This is a genomic window from Nonomuraea sp. NPDC001831 (assembly GCF_042892035.1).
In the GTDB taxonomy this organism is placed as follows: Bacteria; Actinomycetota; Actinomycetes; order Streptosporangiales; family Streptosporangiaceae; genus Nonomuraea.
In genome coordinates, this window is record NZ_JBIATU010000003.1 from 763301 (window position 1) to 779150 (window position 15850).

A 15850-nucleotide genomic window follows, 5' to 3' on the forward strand; every position below is an offset into this window, starting at 1 on the left:
CGACAGCCAACTCCGATGGGCTTGATCAACAGACCCGGAAATCTACCGGAGGCCACCGACAGACCGGACGTGAACGATCATTCGCACGGAGGTCGAGCACGCCGGGGGCCGTGCGCGGGCTCGTACCCCCGCGCACGGCGCCCCGCCGCTCAGGAGGTGACGGCCGCCCAGGTCGGGTGGTCGCCGGGGCCGAGCTCCACGAAGCCGGGCAGCTCGCGCAGCGCCAGCTCGGCCCCGCCCGGCGTGTACGTCGCGATGATCCGCAGCGGCCGCCACCCGGTGTTGAAGGTGGAGTGCAGCGTGCCCTTCGGGATGTAGATCGCCTCACCGGCCCTGACCGGGAACTCCGGGTCGTCGCCGACGGTCTGCCGCCCCTCGCCCTCGATGACGTAGAGGACCTCGTCGGAGTCGGGGTGCAGGTGGCGTTCGTGGCCCTTGTTCGGGTTGATGACGACCTCGCCGAACGTGGAGGACGCGCCCGGCACGGCGTCGGGCGTCACGTGCCATTTGATGGCCCCCCAGTCGAAGATCATCGTGGGCAGGGCGTCCGGTGGTCGGTGCATGGCGGGTTCCTCCCGGTCAGAGCTGCTTGAAGGCGCGGACCTGTTCGGCGATGGCCCGCTCGGCGGGCAGGCGTTCCATCGAGGACGCGCCGAAGAACCCGGCGACGCCGACCGTGCGCTGCTGGATGTGGCGCACGTCGTCGGGCTCGGCGATGGGACCGCCGTGACACAGCACGATGACGTCGGGGTTGACGGCGACGGCGGCGTCACGCATCTCCTGGATGCGCACGGCCGCCTCGTCGAGGCCGATCGCGGTGACGGCGCCGATGCTGCCCTTGGTGGTCAGGCCCATGTGCGGGACGAGGATGTCGGCGCCCGCCCGCGCCATGGCCGTGGCCTGCTCGGGGGTGAACACGTAGGGGGCGGTGAGCAGGTCGCGCTCGGCGGCCAGCCTGATCATCTCCACCTCCAGGTCGAAGCCCATGCCGGTCTCCTCCAGGTTCGCCCGGAAGACACCGTCGATCAGGCCGACCGTCGGGAAGTTCTGGACGCCGGTGAAGCCCATGTCCTTCAGCTCGTCGAGGAAGCGCGGCATCAGCCGGAACGGGTCGGTCCCGCACACCCCGGCCAGCACCGGCGTGTCCTTGACGACCGGCAGGACCTCCCCGGCCATCTCCACGACGATCGCGTTGGCGTCGCCGTACGGCATCAGGCCGGCGAGCGAGCCGCGGCCGGCCATCCGGAAACGCCCGGAGTTGTAGATGATGAGCAGATCGACCCCGCCCGCCTCGGCGGACTTGGCCGACAGCCCGGTGCCCGCGCCGCCGCCGATGATCAGCCGGCCGGCCTCCCGCTCGGCGCGCAACCTCCGTAGTGCCTCGTCGCGACGCATCAAGCCCCCTTCTCGATCAGCCGGTGCAGCCGGTCGGCGGCGGCCACGGCGAACTGCGCGTTGTTGATGTCCTGGTCGCTCTCGACGACCTCGACGGCGCTGCCCGCGACGGCCGCGAGCACGGCGTCGAAGCAGGCCGCGTCGGCCGCCGGGTCGTGGAACGGGCCGCCCTCGACGTCGACGGCCGAGACGCCGCCGCGCGGCACGAACAGCGTGACCGGCCCGGACGCGCGGGCCAGCCGCTCGCCGATCGCCCGCCCGATCTCGGCGTTCTCGGCCGGGGTGGTGCGCATGAGCGTCACCGTCGGGTTGTGCACGAGAAGCTGCCGGGACCTGAACCGTTCCGGCACGGTCTCCATCGGGCCGAAGTTCACCATGTCGACGGCGCCCAAGCTGACGACCTGCGGGATGCCGGCCCGCCCGGCGGCGGTCAGGCGGTCGGGGCCCGCCGACAACACGCCGCCGACGAGCTCGTCGGCCAGCTCGGTGGTGGTCAGGTCGAGGACCCCGGCGAAGTGGCGGCCGGCCGCCAGCGCCTCCATGGCCCGGCCGCCCGAGCCGGTGGCGTGGAAGACCAGCACCTCGTAGCCCAGGGACTCCAGCCGGGCCCGCGCGGCGTCGACGGCGGGCGTGGTGACGCCGAACATCGTGGCCGCGACCAGCGGTTTGTCCTCCCCGGACGGCTCGGCGCCGGCGTCGTAGGAGGCGGCCATCGCGCTGATCGCGGCGGCGGCGTTGGTCAGGATGCGGCGGGAGACGGAGTTGACGCCCGCGACGTCGACGACGCTGTACATGAGCGTCACGTCGGTCTCCCCGACGTAGGCCGAGACGTCGCCGCTGACCATGGTCGAGACGAGCAGTTTGGGCAGGCCGACGGGCAGCGCCCGCATGACGGCGGCGGCGATGGAGGAGCCGCCGCTGCCGCCGAGCGCGAGCACGCCGCTCAGCTCGCCGCGGGCGTGCAGGTCGGTGGCCAGCGCGGTGGCCCCGGCCGCCATCGCGGCGAGCGCGGCGCCGCGGTCGCCGGCGCTCCTGAGCCGGTCGAGATCGGTGCCCGCGGCGCGCGCCACGGCCTCGGCGGGGACGTCGGCGGCCAGCGCCGGGGCGCCCATGACGCCGGTGTCCATGAGGACGACGCCCTGGCCGGCCCGCATGATCGAATCGCGGACGAGGGCGTACTCCTCCCCCTTGGTGTCGAGGGTGCCCAGCAGCAAGACCGCCATGTCAGACCTCCTACGATCGGCCTTCCGACCTTACCCCGGCGATCTCGGCGTGGCGGATGCCGAGGACGTCCACGCCGTGCTCGGACAGCGGGCGCGCGCCGAAGATGCGGCGTTCCTCCTCGGTGATGGCGACGTCGTTGATGCTGGCCTCGCGGCGGCGCATCAGCCCCGACGCGTCGAACTCCCACTGCTCGTTGCCATAGCTGCGCCACCACTGGCCGGCGGCGTCGCGGGACTCGTACTGGAAGCGCACGGCGATGCGGTCGCCGGTGACCGCCCACAGCTCCTTGCGCAGGGCGTAGTCCAGCTCGCGGGCCCACTTGCGGCGCAGGAACTCCGCGATCGCGGCGCGGCCGGTGACGAACTCGCCGCGGTTGCGCCACACGGAGTCCTCGGTGTACGCGAGCGCGACGCGGTCGGGGTCGCGGGTGTTCCAGGCGTCCTCGGCGGCCTGGACCTTGATCCGGGCGGTCTCCTCGGTGAACGGCGGGACGGGCGGGCGGGTCATGGGCTGTCCTCTCCGATCGAGAGAACGGTCGTTCTCCCGGCTTGTGCGATAGCGTAGAGAACGAGCGTTCTCCGCGGCAAGCACCTGGAGGGGTGTCATGGATCACGAGCAGCGGTTGCTGGACGCCGCCGGCGACCTCTTCTACCGCCGCGGCGTGCAGGCGGTCGGCATGGACGAGATCCGGGCCGCCTCCGGAGTCTCGCTGAAACGCCTCTACCAGTGTTTCCCGTCGAAGGAGGCGCTGGTCGTGGCCTATCTGCGGCGGCGCGACGAACGCTGGATGGCCTCGCTCACCGCGTACGTGGCGGGCGCCGGCGACCGCGTCCCGGCGGTCTTCGCGTGGCTGGAACGCTGGTTCACCGAGGACGACTTCCGCGGCTGCGGGTTCGCCAACGCCTTCGCCGAGCTGGGCGCCGGTTCGGCCGCCGTCCGCATGGCGGTGCGCGAGCACAAGGAGCGCCTGCGCGCCTACCTGCGCACGCTCGCCGAGGAGGCGGGAGCCGGCGACCCCGGCCTGCTCGCCGAGCAGCTGCTCACCCTGATCGACGGCGCCACGGTGACCGCGATGATCTCCGGGGAGCCGGCCGCGGCCCGCTCGGCCGGACAGGCCGCGGCGGTTCTGGTCCACCAGCATCGGCGGCCCTGAGACGCGAAAGAGCGCACTCCCCGCGGGGAGTGCGCTCTTCGGCAGAGCAGGATCAGGCGGCGTAGGACGGGTAGCCGTAGCCGACGACCTGCGAGGTCGGGCGGACGCGCTGCTCGACCTTGCCGTTGCCGGTGTTGCCCTCGATCGTGGAGATCGTGCCGTCGCCGTTGTCCTTGACGACGAAGCCGACGTGCTGGATGTCGTTCAGGCTCTTGCTGCCGCTCCAGGAGAAGAAGACGACGGCGCCCGGCCTGGCCTCGGTGCCCCAGCGGTCGTTGGCGGCGAACCACTTGGCGTGGGTCACGGTGTAGGCGTCCCAGCCGACCTGCGGGCGGGCGCCGGTCTGCTCGCCGACCCAGGAGACGAACATCGAGCACCAGGGGGCGTTCAGGTACATGGCGCGGTTGCCGCCGTCGCGGGCGGCGGTCTCGGCGGCGCGCTGGGAGTCGGCGTACCACTTCTGGAACTTGGTGCCGCCGCCGTTGGCGTCCTCGGAGGTGCCGACCTGGGCGCGGGCCGTGGCCAGCACCTGGGCGGCGGTGACGTTGACCTTGCCCTTGGCGCTCTCGTCGGCGGCGCGGTTCTGCGCGACGCGCGGCTGGGCGGCCACGCCGGCGACCTTGGCGGTCTGGGTTGCGGTGTGGGCGGTGGCGTGGGTGGCGTCGGCGTTCACTGCCGCGTGCGTGCCGAGCACGCCGGCGACGGCGGTCGCGCCGAGAGCGATCTTGGCGAGGTCGAGCTTGTAGGCACGGTGAAGACGGTGCTTGGCCATGAGGGTGTTACTCCTTGAGCTTCCGTGCCGCTTGCCGGGTTAGCTGACGGGTTCGGGCGGGAAGCTGCCCTACGGCACCACGGTGCCGATTCACCCCATTGGACACATGGGTCCCCGGTTCCGCGCACAGGCGGATTCAGCGGTCTCTTGGTCAGGCAAAGGGCTGACGCATCGTCTTCCCGGGCCCAGGAAAGGGCCTGAAGGTATATGTGCGACGCCCGGACGCGGAGATGTCCGCATCGATTCTGTACAACACGGGTCCCGCTTGGGTAATTCCCAGGCAATGCCATCCCTACCTGGGACGACTCCCCGTTCGGCTGGGTACAACCAAGCTACCCGGCGAGTAATTCCCCGGCAAATGGCGGCAATAATTTCGACGCTGCGTGCGAGAAACGCTACGCGCCGAATCGGTTCACGCCACGTGCGCCTTTATCGCCACGCTCGTGAGCGCCAGCAACAATTCCAGATCGGGCTCGGCGTCGACCTGCACGGCGACCCAGGCGCCGTCGCGGCAGGCATGGACCTGGTCGCACGCCCCCAGATACGGCTCCAGGCGGCCGATGGCGGGGGCGGTGAGCCGTACGTGGATCTCGTCCCGGCCGGCCAGGCGCAGGATCTCGGTTCCGTGTACGGCGAAGGCGACCTGCTGACCGGTGCCGCTGACGTTCAGCGACGGCCAGGACCGTAACTCCGCGACCGCGCGGGCCACGTAGGGTCCGCGTCGCGTGGGCGTCCGCCGCCAGGCGGAGATTCCTGCCACGCTCCCATGCTGAGCCACGGCTCACCCCGCCGTCAGCCCCCGTTCCGGAACCGTTATCCCCTCGTGAACGGGCGTGTCCGGGGTCTGACCGGCACGGTTACGGACACCTGACCGATACGTATTGACGCTCCCCCAGGCAGCGGCTACCGTCGATTCACAACTTAAAGGAAACTTTCCTAATAGTTTCCCCAGAAGTCTCCCATCCCACTCCCCACACACCCCCCAACGGATGTCGGAGCGACATGAAACACACCATTCTGAGCAAGGTCCTGGCGGGAATGGCGGCATTGGCCCTGCCCCTCACCGCGGCCGTGGCCGTCCCGACGCTCGCCTCCGCCAGCACGGTGGCGTACGCGGCGGCCTGGGCCCCGTGGACCGCCTACACGGCGGGCACGGTCGTCACCTACAACGGCGTGGACTACGTCTGCCTCCAGGCGCACACCTCGCAGCCCGGCTGGGAGCCGCCGAACGTGGCGGCGCTGTGGAAGGTCTCCGGCGGCGGCGGCACCGACACGACCGCGCCGTCGGTGCCGGGCAACCTGCGCTCGACCGGCGTCACGGACACGAGCGTGGCCCTGGCCTGGAACGCCTCCACCGACAACGTGGCCGTGACCGGCTACGAGGTCTACCGGGGCGGCACCCTGGTCACCACTGTCACCGGCACCACGTACAACGACAGCGGCCTCAGCGCCAACACGTCCTACACCTACACCGTGCGCGCGCGTGACGCGGCCGGCAACCGCTCGGCCGACAGCAACCAGATCTCCGCGACGACCACCGGCGGCGGTGGCGGCGACGACAAGACCCCGCCGTCGGTGCCCGGCAACCTGCGCTCGACCGGCGTCAGCAACAACAGCGTCGCGCTGGCCTGGAACGCCTCCACCGACAACGTGGCGGTCACCGGCTACGAGGTCTACCGCGGCGGCACCCTGGTCACCACTGTCACCGGCACCACGTACAACGACAGCGGCCTCAGCGCCAACACGTCCTACACCTACACCGTGCGCGCGCGTGACGCGGCCGGCAACCGCTCGGCCGACAGCAACCAGATCACCGCGACCACCACGGGCGGCGGCGGTGGCGGCGGCAACAAGGTGCTGGGCTACTTCGTCCAGTGGGGCGTCTACCAGCGCGGCTACCACGTCAAGAACATCGACACCAGCGGCTCGGCGGCCAAGCTGACCCACATCAACTACGCGTTCGGCAACGTGCAGAACGGGCAGTGCACGATCGGCGACAGCTACGCCGACTACGACCGCTTCTACCAGGCGGGCGAGAGCGTCGACGGCGTCGCCGACACCTGGGACAACGGCGCGCTGCGCGGCAGCTTCAACCAGCTGCGCAAGCTGAAGAAGAAGTACCCCAACCTGAAGGTGCTCTTCTCCTTCGGCGGCTGGACCTGGTCCGGCGGCTTCGGCCAGGCGGCGCAGAACCCGACGGCCTTCGCCGACTCCTGCTACAAGCTGGTGGAGGACCCCCGCTGGGCCGACGTCTTCGACGGCATCGACATCGACTGGGAGTACCCGAACGCCTGCGGCCTGACCTGTGACACCAGCGGCGCGGCGGCGTTCAAGAACGTGATGTCCGCGCTGCGCTCGCGCTTCGGCGCGAACAACCTGGTCACCGCGGCCATCACCGCGGACGGCAACGACGGCGGCAAGATCGACGCGGCCGACTACGGCGGCGCCGCCCAGTACGTCGACTGGTACAACGTCATGACGTACGACTTCTTCGGCGGCTGGGACGCGAAGGGCCCGACCGCCCCGCACTCGCCGCTCACCACCTGGGACAAGATCCCGGTCCCCGGCTTCTACACCGACAACGCCATCCAGAAGCTCAAGAGCAAGGGCGTCCCGGCCGCCAAGCTGCTGCTCGGCATCGGCTTCTACGGCCGCGGCTGGACCGGCGTGACCCAGGCCGCGCCCGGCGGCACGGCGACCGGCCCGGCGCCCGGCACGTACGAGCAGGGCATCGAGGACTACAAGGTCATCAAGACCCGCTGCCCGTCCACCGGCACGGTCGCGGGCACGGCCTACGCCTACTGCGGCAACCAGTGGTGGAGCTACGACACGCCGAGCACCATCGGCGGCAAGATGAGTTACTCGAAGAACCAGGGCCTCGGCGGCGCGTTCTTCTGGGAGCTCAGCGGTGACACCACCAACGCCGAACTCCTCACGGCCATGAAGAACGGCCTCGGATAAGTTCCTCGGATAAGTTCGCACGTCAGGGGCCGGTCCCGGGTTTCGGGGCCGGCCCTTCGCCGTGCCCGGCGCGCCGCAGGACAGAACGCGGACGCCTTGGGAGAAGCTGGTCACCGGGGGGTGAACGACGATTCTCTGGGGTGGCGGGCACAGGCGGCCCTTCTTCACGACACCGGTGTTCCTGGTCGGCCTGATCGGGATCACCGTGCTGGTGGTCGGGCTGGACAGGTTCACCGGCGGGGGCGCGGAGCTGGTGCCGGTGCTGATCTTCCTGCCGGCGATCGTGTCGGGGCTGGGCTCGGTGGTGCAGACGTCGATCGCGTCGGTGTGGGTGCTGGCGGTGGTGTCGGCCTCGGTCGCCTATCTGGGCGGCAGTCTGCGGACGAACCTGGAGGTCTCCGGCTTCACCGCGGCGTTCGGGCTGATGAGCGTGGTCGGCGCGAGCTACCGGATCCAGCGCGAGGAGGAGGTCCGCCGGTTGCGCTCGGCCGCCGCGGCGTTGCAGCGGCAGCTCGTCAGGCCGCTGCCGCTGCGCTCGCTCGACGTGGTCGTGGACGGCCTCTACCAGCCCATCGAGGAGGACACGATGGTGGGCGGCGACATGTACGAGGTGGCGCCGTCGCCGTACGGGACCCGGGTGATGATCGCCGACGTGCAGGGCAAGGGGCTGCCCGCGATCGGCGCCGCGCTGGCCGTGCTGGGCGCCTTCCGGGAGGCGGCCTACCGCGAGATCTCCCTCATGGGCGTGGCCGACGCCCTGGAGGACGCCGTGATCAGGCACAACAGGTTCGCCGCGCACACCGGCGAGCCGGAGCGGTTCGTCACCGCGCTGCTGCTGGACATCGGCCCCGAGCTGGAGGTGGACGCGGTCAACTGCGGGCACATCGCGCCGTACCTGATCCACGGCGGGAACGCCGGTCAGCTCTGGCTCGGCGAGCCGGAGGTGCCGCTCGGTCTGGCCGGGCTGGCGGGCGAGCCGCGCCACGGCGCGCGCTTCGCCTTCCCGCGCGGGGCGTCGCTGCTGCTGTGCACCGACGGCGTGACCGAGGCCCGCGACCGCGACGGCTCCTTCTACCCGCTGGAGCAGCGGCTGCGCTCCTGGGCCCGCGACCCGCCGGCCAGGACCGTCGAGGCCCTGGCCGCCGACCTGAACTCCTTCACGCGCGGCGCCCCGCGCGACGACATCGCGGTGCTCATCCTGCGCCGGACCGGATCGTGACCGGCCGCGCGACCGGATGGCAACTATTAAGAAAGTTTCCTAACAGAAAGCATTGACGGCCCTGGTCACCAGGCTTACCTTCCGATCAACCCCCCAGTCATGCCCCATCGGAGGTGGCCTTGAAGCCCACACGCCTACGCGCGGCCCTGGCCGCGTGCGGCACCTCACTGGTCCTCATCGCGGGAGCCCTGGCCGGTACGGCCACCGCCGCGGCCGACAACGCCGCCTGCCGCCCGGACGGCCTCTACCAGACCCCCGGCGTGGACGTCCCCTACTGCCTGGCCTACGACGAGGACGGCCGGGAGAAGATGGGGGCCGACCACCCCCGCCGCATCATCGGCTACTTCACCAGCTGGCGCAGCGGCAAGAACGGCCAGCCCGCCTACCTGGCCGGGAACATCCCGTGGGGCAAGGTCACCCACATCAACTACGCCTTCGCCCACGTCGACGGCAGCAACAAGATCGCCGTGGACGCGAACGCCACCGCCACCGAGTGGCCCGGCGTCGCCGGCGCCGAGATGGACCCGGCCTTCGCCTACAAGGGCCACTTCAACCTGCTGAACAAGTACAAGAAGCAGTACCCCGGCACCAAGACGCTGGTGTCGGTGGGCGGCTGGGCCGAGACCGGCGGCTACTTCGACGCGAACGGCGCCCGCGTGCCCTCCGGCGGCTTCTACTCGATGACCACCAACGCCGACGGCTCGGTCAACCAGGCCGGGATCGGCACGTTCGCCGACTCGGTCGTCGCGTTCGTGCGCGCGTACGGGTTCAACGGCGTGGACATCGACTACGAGTACCCGACCTCGATGAAGGACGCCGGGAACCCGCTCGACTGGACCGTCGCCAACGCCCGCAGGTCGAGCCTGATGAAGGGCTACGCGGCGCTGATGAAGACGCTGCGCCAGAAGCTGGACACCGCGGCCGCCGCCGACGGCAGGTACTACATGCTGACCGTCGCCGCCCCCGCCTCCGGCTACCTGCTGCGCGGCATGGAGACCTTCCAGGTCACCCAGTACCTGGACTACGTCAACATCATGTCCTACGACCTGCACGGCGCCTGGAACGAGTTCGTCGGCCCCAACGCCGCCCTGTACGACGACGGCAAGGACGCCGAGCTGGCCAAGTGGGGCGTCTACACCGCCGCCCAGTACGGCGGCCTCGGCTACCTCAACACCGACTGGGCCTACCACTACTTCCGCGGCGCGATGCCGGCCGGCCGGATCAACATCGGCGTGCCGTACTACACGCGCGGCTGGAAGAACGTCAACGGCGGCGCGAACGGCCTGTGGGGCACCTCCAACGGCCCGAGCGGCAGCTGCCCGCAGGGCCTGACCACCTGCGGCGACGGCGCCCGCGGCATCGACAACCTGTGGCACGACGAGGAGAACGGCAAGGAGGTCGGCGCCGGCTCCAACCCCATGTGGCACGCCATGAACCTGGCCAAGGGCATCGCCGGCTCCTACGGCCCCGCCTACGGCCTGGACCCGGCGAACGACCCCGAGGACCGGCTGACCGGCGCCTACACCCGCAACTACAACGCCACCCTGACCGCCCCCTGGTTGTGGAACGCCACCAAGAAGGTGTTCCTGTCCACCGAGGACGACCAGTCGCTCGGCGCCAAGGCCGACTACGTCAGGAACCAGGGCATCGGCGGCGTGATGATCTGGGAGCTGGCCGGCGACTACGCCTGGGACGCGGCCAAGGGTGAGTACTTCATGGGCCAGACCCTGACCGGCCTGCTCTACGACAAGCTCAGGACCGCCGCCCCGTACGGCGCGGCCAAGGCCAAGGTGGCCGTCCCCGCCGAGAAGGTGGACGTCACGATCGAGGCCACGGGCTTCCCCGCCGGCGACAGCAACTACCCGATCAACCCCAAGCTCGTCATCACCAACAGGACGCAGACCACCATCCCGGGCGGCGCGGAGTTCCAGTGGGACTACGCGACCTCCGCCCCGAACAACGCCAAGGACCAGTCGGGCTTCGGCCTGCGGGTGATCAGCAGTGAGCACACCGGCAACAACGTCGGCGGGCTCAAGGGCGACTTCCACCGGGTGTCGGTGAAGCTGCCCACCTGGCAGACGCTCGCCCCCGGCGCGTCGGTGACCCTCGACTACGTGTACTACCTGCCCGTCCCCGGCCAGGCGAACTACACGCTGACCTTCGGCGGCAGGACGTACGGGCTGGTCCAGGACCTGGCGCGGGGCGGCGTCGCGCCCAGCCCGAGCCCGACCCCGACCGTCACCCCGACCGGCGGCGCCTGCACCGCGCCCGCCTGGAGCGCGACGGCCGTCTACAACGGCGGCCAGCGCGTCTCGCACAAGGCCCACACGTGGGAGGCCAAGTGGTGGACGCAGGGCCAGGAGCCCGGCACCACCGGCGAGTGGGGCGTCTGGAAGGACGTCGGCGCCTGCTGAGACGGCTCCGGCCGGTCGGCGGGCGGGACGGCGCGCGTCCCGCCCGCCTCCGCCGGCGCGGCCCCCGCGGCGCGGTCAGGTACGCAACCACCTGGAGCAGCCTCTTGCGACGTGACCGTGGGCTACGGAAGGATCGCCAGATCGAGCCCCACCGGTATCCGTAACCCCATGCGTATACCGAGGCCCGTCACCCCCCGCATGGACGACATGGAGAGGCTGTCGTGCAACCTCAGGAGAGCATCGAGCGGTTCGGCTACCGTCAGGAATTACGCCGCGGGGTCGGACTGACCGATCTCGTGTTCTACGGGCTGATCTTCATGGTGCCGATCGCGCCGTTCGCCATCTTCGGCCCGGTCTACAAGGCCTCGGGCGGCATGCCCGTCCTGGCGTACCTGGTGGGCATGGTCGCGATGTTGTTCACCGCGGCCTCCTACGCGCAGATGGTCAAGGCCTTCCCGCTGTCGGGGTCGGTCTACAACTACGCGGGCCGCGGCATCGCCCCGTCGGTCGGCTTCATGACCGGGTGGGCGATCCTGCTCGACTACCTGCTCGTGCCGAGCCTGCTCTACCTGGTCGCCTCGATCGCCATGCACACCAGCGTGCCGGGGGTGCCGGTCTGGGGGTGGCTGCTGATCTTCGTGGCCGTCAACACGGTGGTCAACCTGCGCGGCATCCGGATGACGATCACCCTCACCAAGGTGCTGATCACCTGTGAGCTGGTCGTGCTCGGGCTGTTCGTGCTGATCGGGATCTGGGCCCTGCTCCAGGGCCGCGGCCACGGGTTCAGCCTCACCCCGCTGTTCAACCCCGACACCTTCTCCTGGCCGGTGATCTTCGCCGCGGTCTCCGTCGCGGTACTGTCCTTCCTCGGCTTCGACGGCATCAGCATGCTGGTCGAGGAGTCCGCGGGCGGCTCGGCCCAGGTGGCCAGGGCCATGCGGCTGGCGCTGATCCTGGCCGGGCTGCTGTTCGTCGCCCAGGTCTGGGTGGCGGCGCTGGTGGTGCCCGACCCGGCGGGCGTGCTGAACACCGGCTCGGAGACCGCCTTCTACGACGCCGCCGCCTCGGCGGGCGGCGAGTGGCTGCGGCACGTCACCTCGACGGCCACCGCCATCTCCTGGGGCTTCGCCGACACGCTGGTGGCCCAGGTCGCCGTCTCCCGCCTGCTGTACGCCATGGCCCGCGACCGGCAACTGCCCGCCTTCCTGGCCAAGGTGTCGATCAAGCACTCGGTCCCGGCCAACGCCATCCTGCTCGTCTCGGCCCTGTCCGTCGGCATCGGCGTGTGGGCCGCGCAGCTCGAGGAGGGCGTCGGCCTGCTGAGCAGCCTGGTCAACATGGGCGGCCTGATCGCGTTCGTCGTGCTGCACCTGTCGGTGATCGTCCACTACCGGGTCCGGGGGCGCTCGACGGACTTCTGGTCGCACCTGGTGGCGCCGCTGATCGGCATGGCGATCCTGATCTTCGTGATCGTCAACGCCAACATCCTGGCCCAGCGGGTGGGCCTGATCTGGCTCGCCGTCGGCGTCGTCGTCCTCGGCGTCCTGTACGCCCGCGGCCGCCGCCCGGTGCTGGACGGCGACGACAAGGCCGGCCTGACCGGGATCCGGTCGCCGTGACGCGGCCGCCGCTCCACCACGAGCTGTTCCTCATCGGCCACGACCAGTCCGGCAAGCCCCTGGTGCACCAGCACTCGATGGCGCTCGGGCTGGCCGGGGCGGTGCTGCTCGACCTGGCGCTGAGCGGGCGCGTCACGGTCGGGCAGGGGCGGATCACCGTCGTCGACCCCACGCCGGTCGGCGACGCGGTCGTGGACTCCCTCGTCCCGCTCATGGCCCGCGACCGGGCCGAGGGCGAGGCCAGGTTCTGGATCAAGAAGCTGGCCGAGGACGCCTACGACCGCACCCGGCAGAGCCTGGTCGCCGCGGGCGTGCTGGTCATGGTGACCAGGCGGCGCATGGGCATGCTGCCGTACACGCGGTACCAGCTGGCCGACATCGCCTCGGTGGTGCGCGCCTCGGCCGGGGTGCGCTCGGCGGTCGAGGGCTGGAAGCAGCCCGACGGGCGCGGCGCGGCGCTGTGCGGGCTGGTGGGGGCGTTGCGGCTGGAGGCCGAGCTCTACCTCGACCAGCCCTCGGCCCGGCTCGTCGAACGCCTGCGGGAGATCGCGGGCGAGCACTCCCCCGTCGTCAGGGAGGTCGTGCAGCTGATCGACGACATGCTCGGCGAGGCCGCGGTCGCGGTCTTCCGCTGACCACGGCCCGCGTCGAGAGCCGCCCTGGCCTTCCGCTGCCCCGGCCCGCTTCGAGCCTCGGCCTTCCGCTGCCCCGGCCCGCTTCGGGAGCCGCCCGGGTCAGCCGAACAGCTCGCGGATCTGGCCGACGACCTCCACGATCACCGACACCTCGGCCGCGCGGGCCGACAGCCGCTTGAGCGCGTCGAGGACGCGGGAGCGGTCGGGGTCGGCCTGCTCGATCTCCTGCCGCACGTCGGCGACGTCCCGGCGGGCCCGCGCGGGCTCAGTCACCTCCGCCTCGTGCTCGGCGAGCAGGCGTTCCAGCCGGTCGAGCAGCCGGGCCGCCTCGCCGGGGGCCGCGCCGCCCAGGTTGTTGACCGTGGCGCGGGAGTGCGGGCCCACCGCGATCGGGCCGCTCACCTCGCCGCCGCTGATGTGCACGCCGTACGAGCCCGACGTGGGGGTCTCCTCGTGCGTCACGCGCCCTGCCCTCCCAGGTTGTTGACCGTCGCCGCGGCCTGGTGCCCGAAGGCGACCGGGCCGCTGACCGTGGCGCCGCCGCTGACCGACAGCGTGTTCATGGTGACGCTCGCCGCCTGCAACCGGTAGGCGCCGGTCTCCACGCCCTTGTCCTCCAGGAAGTCGAGGACCGCCTCGGTGAGCCGCTGCTCGATCATCCGCACGTACTTGGAGACGTCGAGCACCTGGATGTGGGTCTGCAGGTCGTCGCTCGCGCCCAGCTCCCGGACGCTGAAGCGGGCGCCGTAGGGGTAGACGATGTGCTTGCGCGGGTCGGGCGCCAGCATGTTCTGCCGGACGGCCTGCACCCCCGTACGGACGAGCCGGGCGGGCGCGGCCAGCACGTCGCGCAGCAGCCGCAGCTTCAACGACCTGACCGCCTCCCAGGCGATGCGGCCGCCGGTCATCGTGGGCAGCCGGTCGACCACGTGGTAGGGGCCCTGGGCGGGCGGGAGCACGGTGACCACGAACTGGGTGTAGAGCATCCGGCCCTCGACGGCCAGGTAGATGAACGCGGAGGTCAGCGCCTCCTGATCCGCGGCCGGCGCGACGAGCCGGCCGTTGCGGTCGCGGATCTCCTGCCCGGCGTTGTTGATCGTGACGCGCTGGTAGTAGCGCACGCCGCCCTGCGGGTGGCGGACGACGGCCTCGATCTCCTCGGGCGTGGCGTGGGACCTGGGCAGGCCGTTCTTGCCGATCAGCGGATGGGACACCGGGACGCCGCCCTCGTGCCAGTCGGCCACGGTGAAGATCCCCCGGGTGACGACGTGGTCGCCGATGTCGAGCCGCTGGATGCCCTCGTTGGGACGCAGCACCCGGTCGCGCATGTCCTTCAGCCGCTCGCGGACGAAGGCGTGCAGCTCGACGGGGTCGATGTCGACCGGGTCGTCCAGGCGGCGCGGCGGGCCCTCGCGGCCGCGCACCCGGTCGAGCTCGACGGCGATCGACCAGGTCCTGGCGATGGAGCCGGCGCCCATGAAGGCGTCTTCGTTGGCGTACATGGTGATGTTGCCCCACTGGGCGCTGCGCACGTAGTCGACGCGATGGGCGGTGCGGGGGCCGGTCGCGCCGACGACCGGCTCGGGCGCGCCCGGCCGCAGCGTGCCCGCCAGCGTCATGTACGTCGCGATCCGGTAGACCAGCGCCACCCCGAGCGTGGTGAAGGGCACGGCCGTCGCCAGCGCCAGCGTGCCGAGCCCCTGGCCCAGGACGTCGGCGAGGCCGTAGGAGGGGCCGTCGTCGTAGAACGAGGAGCTGGACAGGCTCTGCAGCAGCAGCACCGACAGCGCGGTGGAGAACACCGCGGCCAGCAGGAGCAGGGCCATGTTCGCGGCCCAGAACCAGAGCATGGCCCGCAGCACGAGCGAGCCGCGCCGGACCGGCCCCGACGTGAGCAGCACCAGCGGGACGAGCATCGCCACCCACGCGATCGTGGTCAGCGGGGAGATCACGAACCCGGCCAGGAAGAACACCGTGATGAGCGCGTCGCGGACGACGAGCATCGAGCGCGAGCGCCGGCAGTGGTGGATCACCGGGACGAGGTCGAAGCCGCCGTAGGACGGGGGGACCGCGCGGTAGGGGTCGGACATCAGCTCGCCCAGCACCCGGTCGCGGAACCCGCTGTCGAGGTAGGCGGCGGCGCTGAGGTAGCGGGTGACGTTGCTCATGCGGGGCACGCCGGGGTGGGCCGTGGTGCCCCGCGTCGAGCCGGTGGCGCCGGAGCTGTCGACGGCCATGACCCTCCTTCGTCGGTGAACCCGGCCGAGCTTATGAGGGGCGAGTGCTTCAGGGGGCTCGTTGTTATCAAATAGTCTCGTTCACCGGAAGTGAAGGTCGGGACAAAAGCCCGATAAATCGAAATACTTCCCTTTACGGAGCATTACGGGAGGGTGTATTGGTCCACCATTCAGGCGCCGGGGGGCGGTGCGGGCGATGCGGCAGCGACACCGGCGCCCTC

General features: G+C 71.0%; 14 protein-coding genes and 1 riboswitch. Of the genes, 6 read left to right on the forward strand and 8 right to left on the reverse strand.

Annotated elements, in window-relative coordinates; all coding sequences use genetic code 11:
- Positions 1-149: 149 nt before the first annotated feature.
- Genes ACFYYW_RS14245 through ACFYYW_RS14260 form a run of 4 tightly spaced genes read right to left on the reverse strand, consistent with a single transcriptional unit; the run spans position 150 to position 3126 of the window.
- The gene (locus ACFYYW_RS14245; protein ID WP_352330834.1) at positions 150-563 is read right to left on the reverse strand and encodes a cupin domain-containing protein; all 414 of its coding nucleotides are present in this window, start codon (positions 561-563) and stop codon (positions 150-152) included.
- Between the two features lie 16 nt (positions 564-579).
- A complete protein-coding gene (locus tag ACFYYW_RS14250; RefSeq protein WP_364339389.1) occupies positions 580-1395 on the reverse strand; it encodes a phosphoenolpyruvate hydrolase family protein in 816 nt (271 codons plus the stop codon).
- Complete coding sequence (locus ACFYYW_RS14255; protein ID WP_364391205.1) at positions 1395-2618, reverse strand: Tm-1-like ATP-binding domain-containing protein; 1224 nt, start codon at positions 2616-2618, stop codon at positions 1395-1397. Before ACFYYW_RS14255 ends, ACFYYW_RS14250 begins: the two co-directional genes overlap by 1 nt.
- 10 nt (positions 2619-2628) lie before the next feature.
- On the reverse strand, positions 2629-3126 hold the full coding sequence (locus tag ACFYYW_RS14260) for a DUF1348 family protein (RefSeq protein WP_387648527.1): 498 nt from the start codon (positions 3124-3126) through the stop codon (positions 2629-2631).
- 97 nt (positions 3127-3223) lie between these two features.
- On the opposite strand from ACFYYW_RS14260, the gene ACFYYW_RS14265 reads away from it, so the two are divergent.
- The gene (locus tag ACFYYW_RS14265; RefSeq protein ID WP_387648530.1) at positions 3224-3772 is read left to right on the forward strand and encodes a TetR/AcrR family transcriptional regulator; all 549 of its coding nucleotides are present in this window, start codon (positions 3224-3226) and stop codon (positions 3770-3772) included.
- A gap of 52 nt (positions 3773-3824) precedes the next feature.
- Here the strand turns inward: ACFYYW_RS14265 and ACFYYW_RS14270 are convergent, their stop codons facing one another.
- Both ACFYYW_RS14270 and ACFYYW_RS14275 read right to left on the reverse strand, forming a co-directional pair.
- On the reverse strand, positions 3825-4544 hold the full coding sequence (locus ACFYYW_RS14270) for a CHAP domain-containing protein (protein WP_387648533.1): 720 nt from the start codon (positions 4542-4544) through the stop codon (positions 3825-3827).
- 14 nt (positions 4545-4558) lie between these two features.
- Positions 4559-4696: riboswitch (cyclic di-AMP (ydaO/yuaA leader) on the reverse strand.
- A 260-nt stretch (positions 4697-4956) separates the two neighbouring features.
- Complete coding sequence (locus tag ACFYYW_RS14275; protein ID WP_352327888.1) at positions 4957-5304, reverse strand: luciferase family protein; 348 nt, start codon at positions 5302-5304, stop codon at positions 4957-4959.
- 242 nt (positions 5305-5546) lie between these two features.
- Here ACFYYW_RS14275 and ACFYYW_RS14280 point away from each other — a divergent pair, with 242 nt between their 5' ends.
- From ACFYYW_RS14280 to ACFYYW_RS14300, 5 genes are all read left to right on the forward strand, one after another.
- Entirely contained in the window at positions 5547-7505 is a 1959-nt protein-coding gene (locus ACFYYW_RS14280; RefSeq protein WP_387648536.1) for a glycosyl hydrolase family 18 protein, read from the forward strand.
- A 175-nt stretch (positions 7506-7680) separates the two neighbouring features.
- The gene (locus ACFYYW_RS14285; protein WP_387648539.1) at positions 7681-8724 is read left to right on the forward strand and encodes a PP2C family protein-serine/threonine phosphatase; all 1044 of its coding nucleotides are present in this window, start codon (positions 7681-7683) and stop codon (positions 8722-8724) included.
- A 119-nt stretch (positions 8725-8843) separates the two neighbouring features.
- Positions 8844-11138, forward strand: coding sequence for a chitinase C-terminal domain-containing protein (locus tag ACFYYW_RS14290; RefSeq protein ID WP_387648542.1), 2295 nt, complete (start codon positions 8844-8846; stop codon positions 11136-11138).
- 221 nt (positions 11139-11359) lie between these two features.
- Positions 11360-12757: an APC family permease gene (locus ACFYYW_RS14295; RefSeq protein WP_387648544.1), complete on the forward strand. Its 1398-nt coding sequence runs from the start codon at positions 11360-11362 to the stop codon at positions 12755-12757.
- Positions 12754-13392, forward strand: a complete 639-nt coding sequence (locus ACFYYW_RS14300; RefSeq protein WP_352327152.1) for a GPP34 family phosphoprotein — start codon at positions 12754-12756, stop codon at positions 13390-13392. Before ACFYYW_RS14295 ends, ACFYYW_RS14300 begins: the two co-directional genes overlap by 4 nt.
- A 99-nt stretch (positions 13393-13491) precedes the next feature.
- On the opposite strand, the gene ACFYYW_RS14305 is transcribed toward ACFYYW_RS14300, so the two are convergent.
- Together ACFYYW_RS14305 and ACFYYW_RS14310 are read right to left on the reverse strand one after the other, a co-directional pair.
- Complete coding sequence (locus ACFYYW_RS14305) at positions 13492-13854, reverse strand: hypothetical protein (protein ID WP_387648547.1); 363 nt, start codon at positions 13852-13854, stop codon at positions 13492-13494.
- Complete coding sequence (locus ACFYYW_RS14310) at positions 13851-15629, reverse strand: hypothetical protein (RefSeq protein ID WP_387648550.1); 1779 nt, start codon at positions 15627-15629, stop codon at positions 13851-13853. Before ACFYYW_RS14310 ends, ACFYYW_RS14305 begins: the two co-directional genes overlap by 4 nt.
- Between the last annotated feature and the right edge of the window lie 221 nt (positions 15630-15850).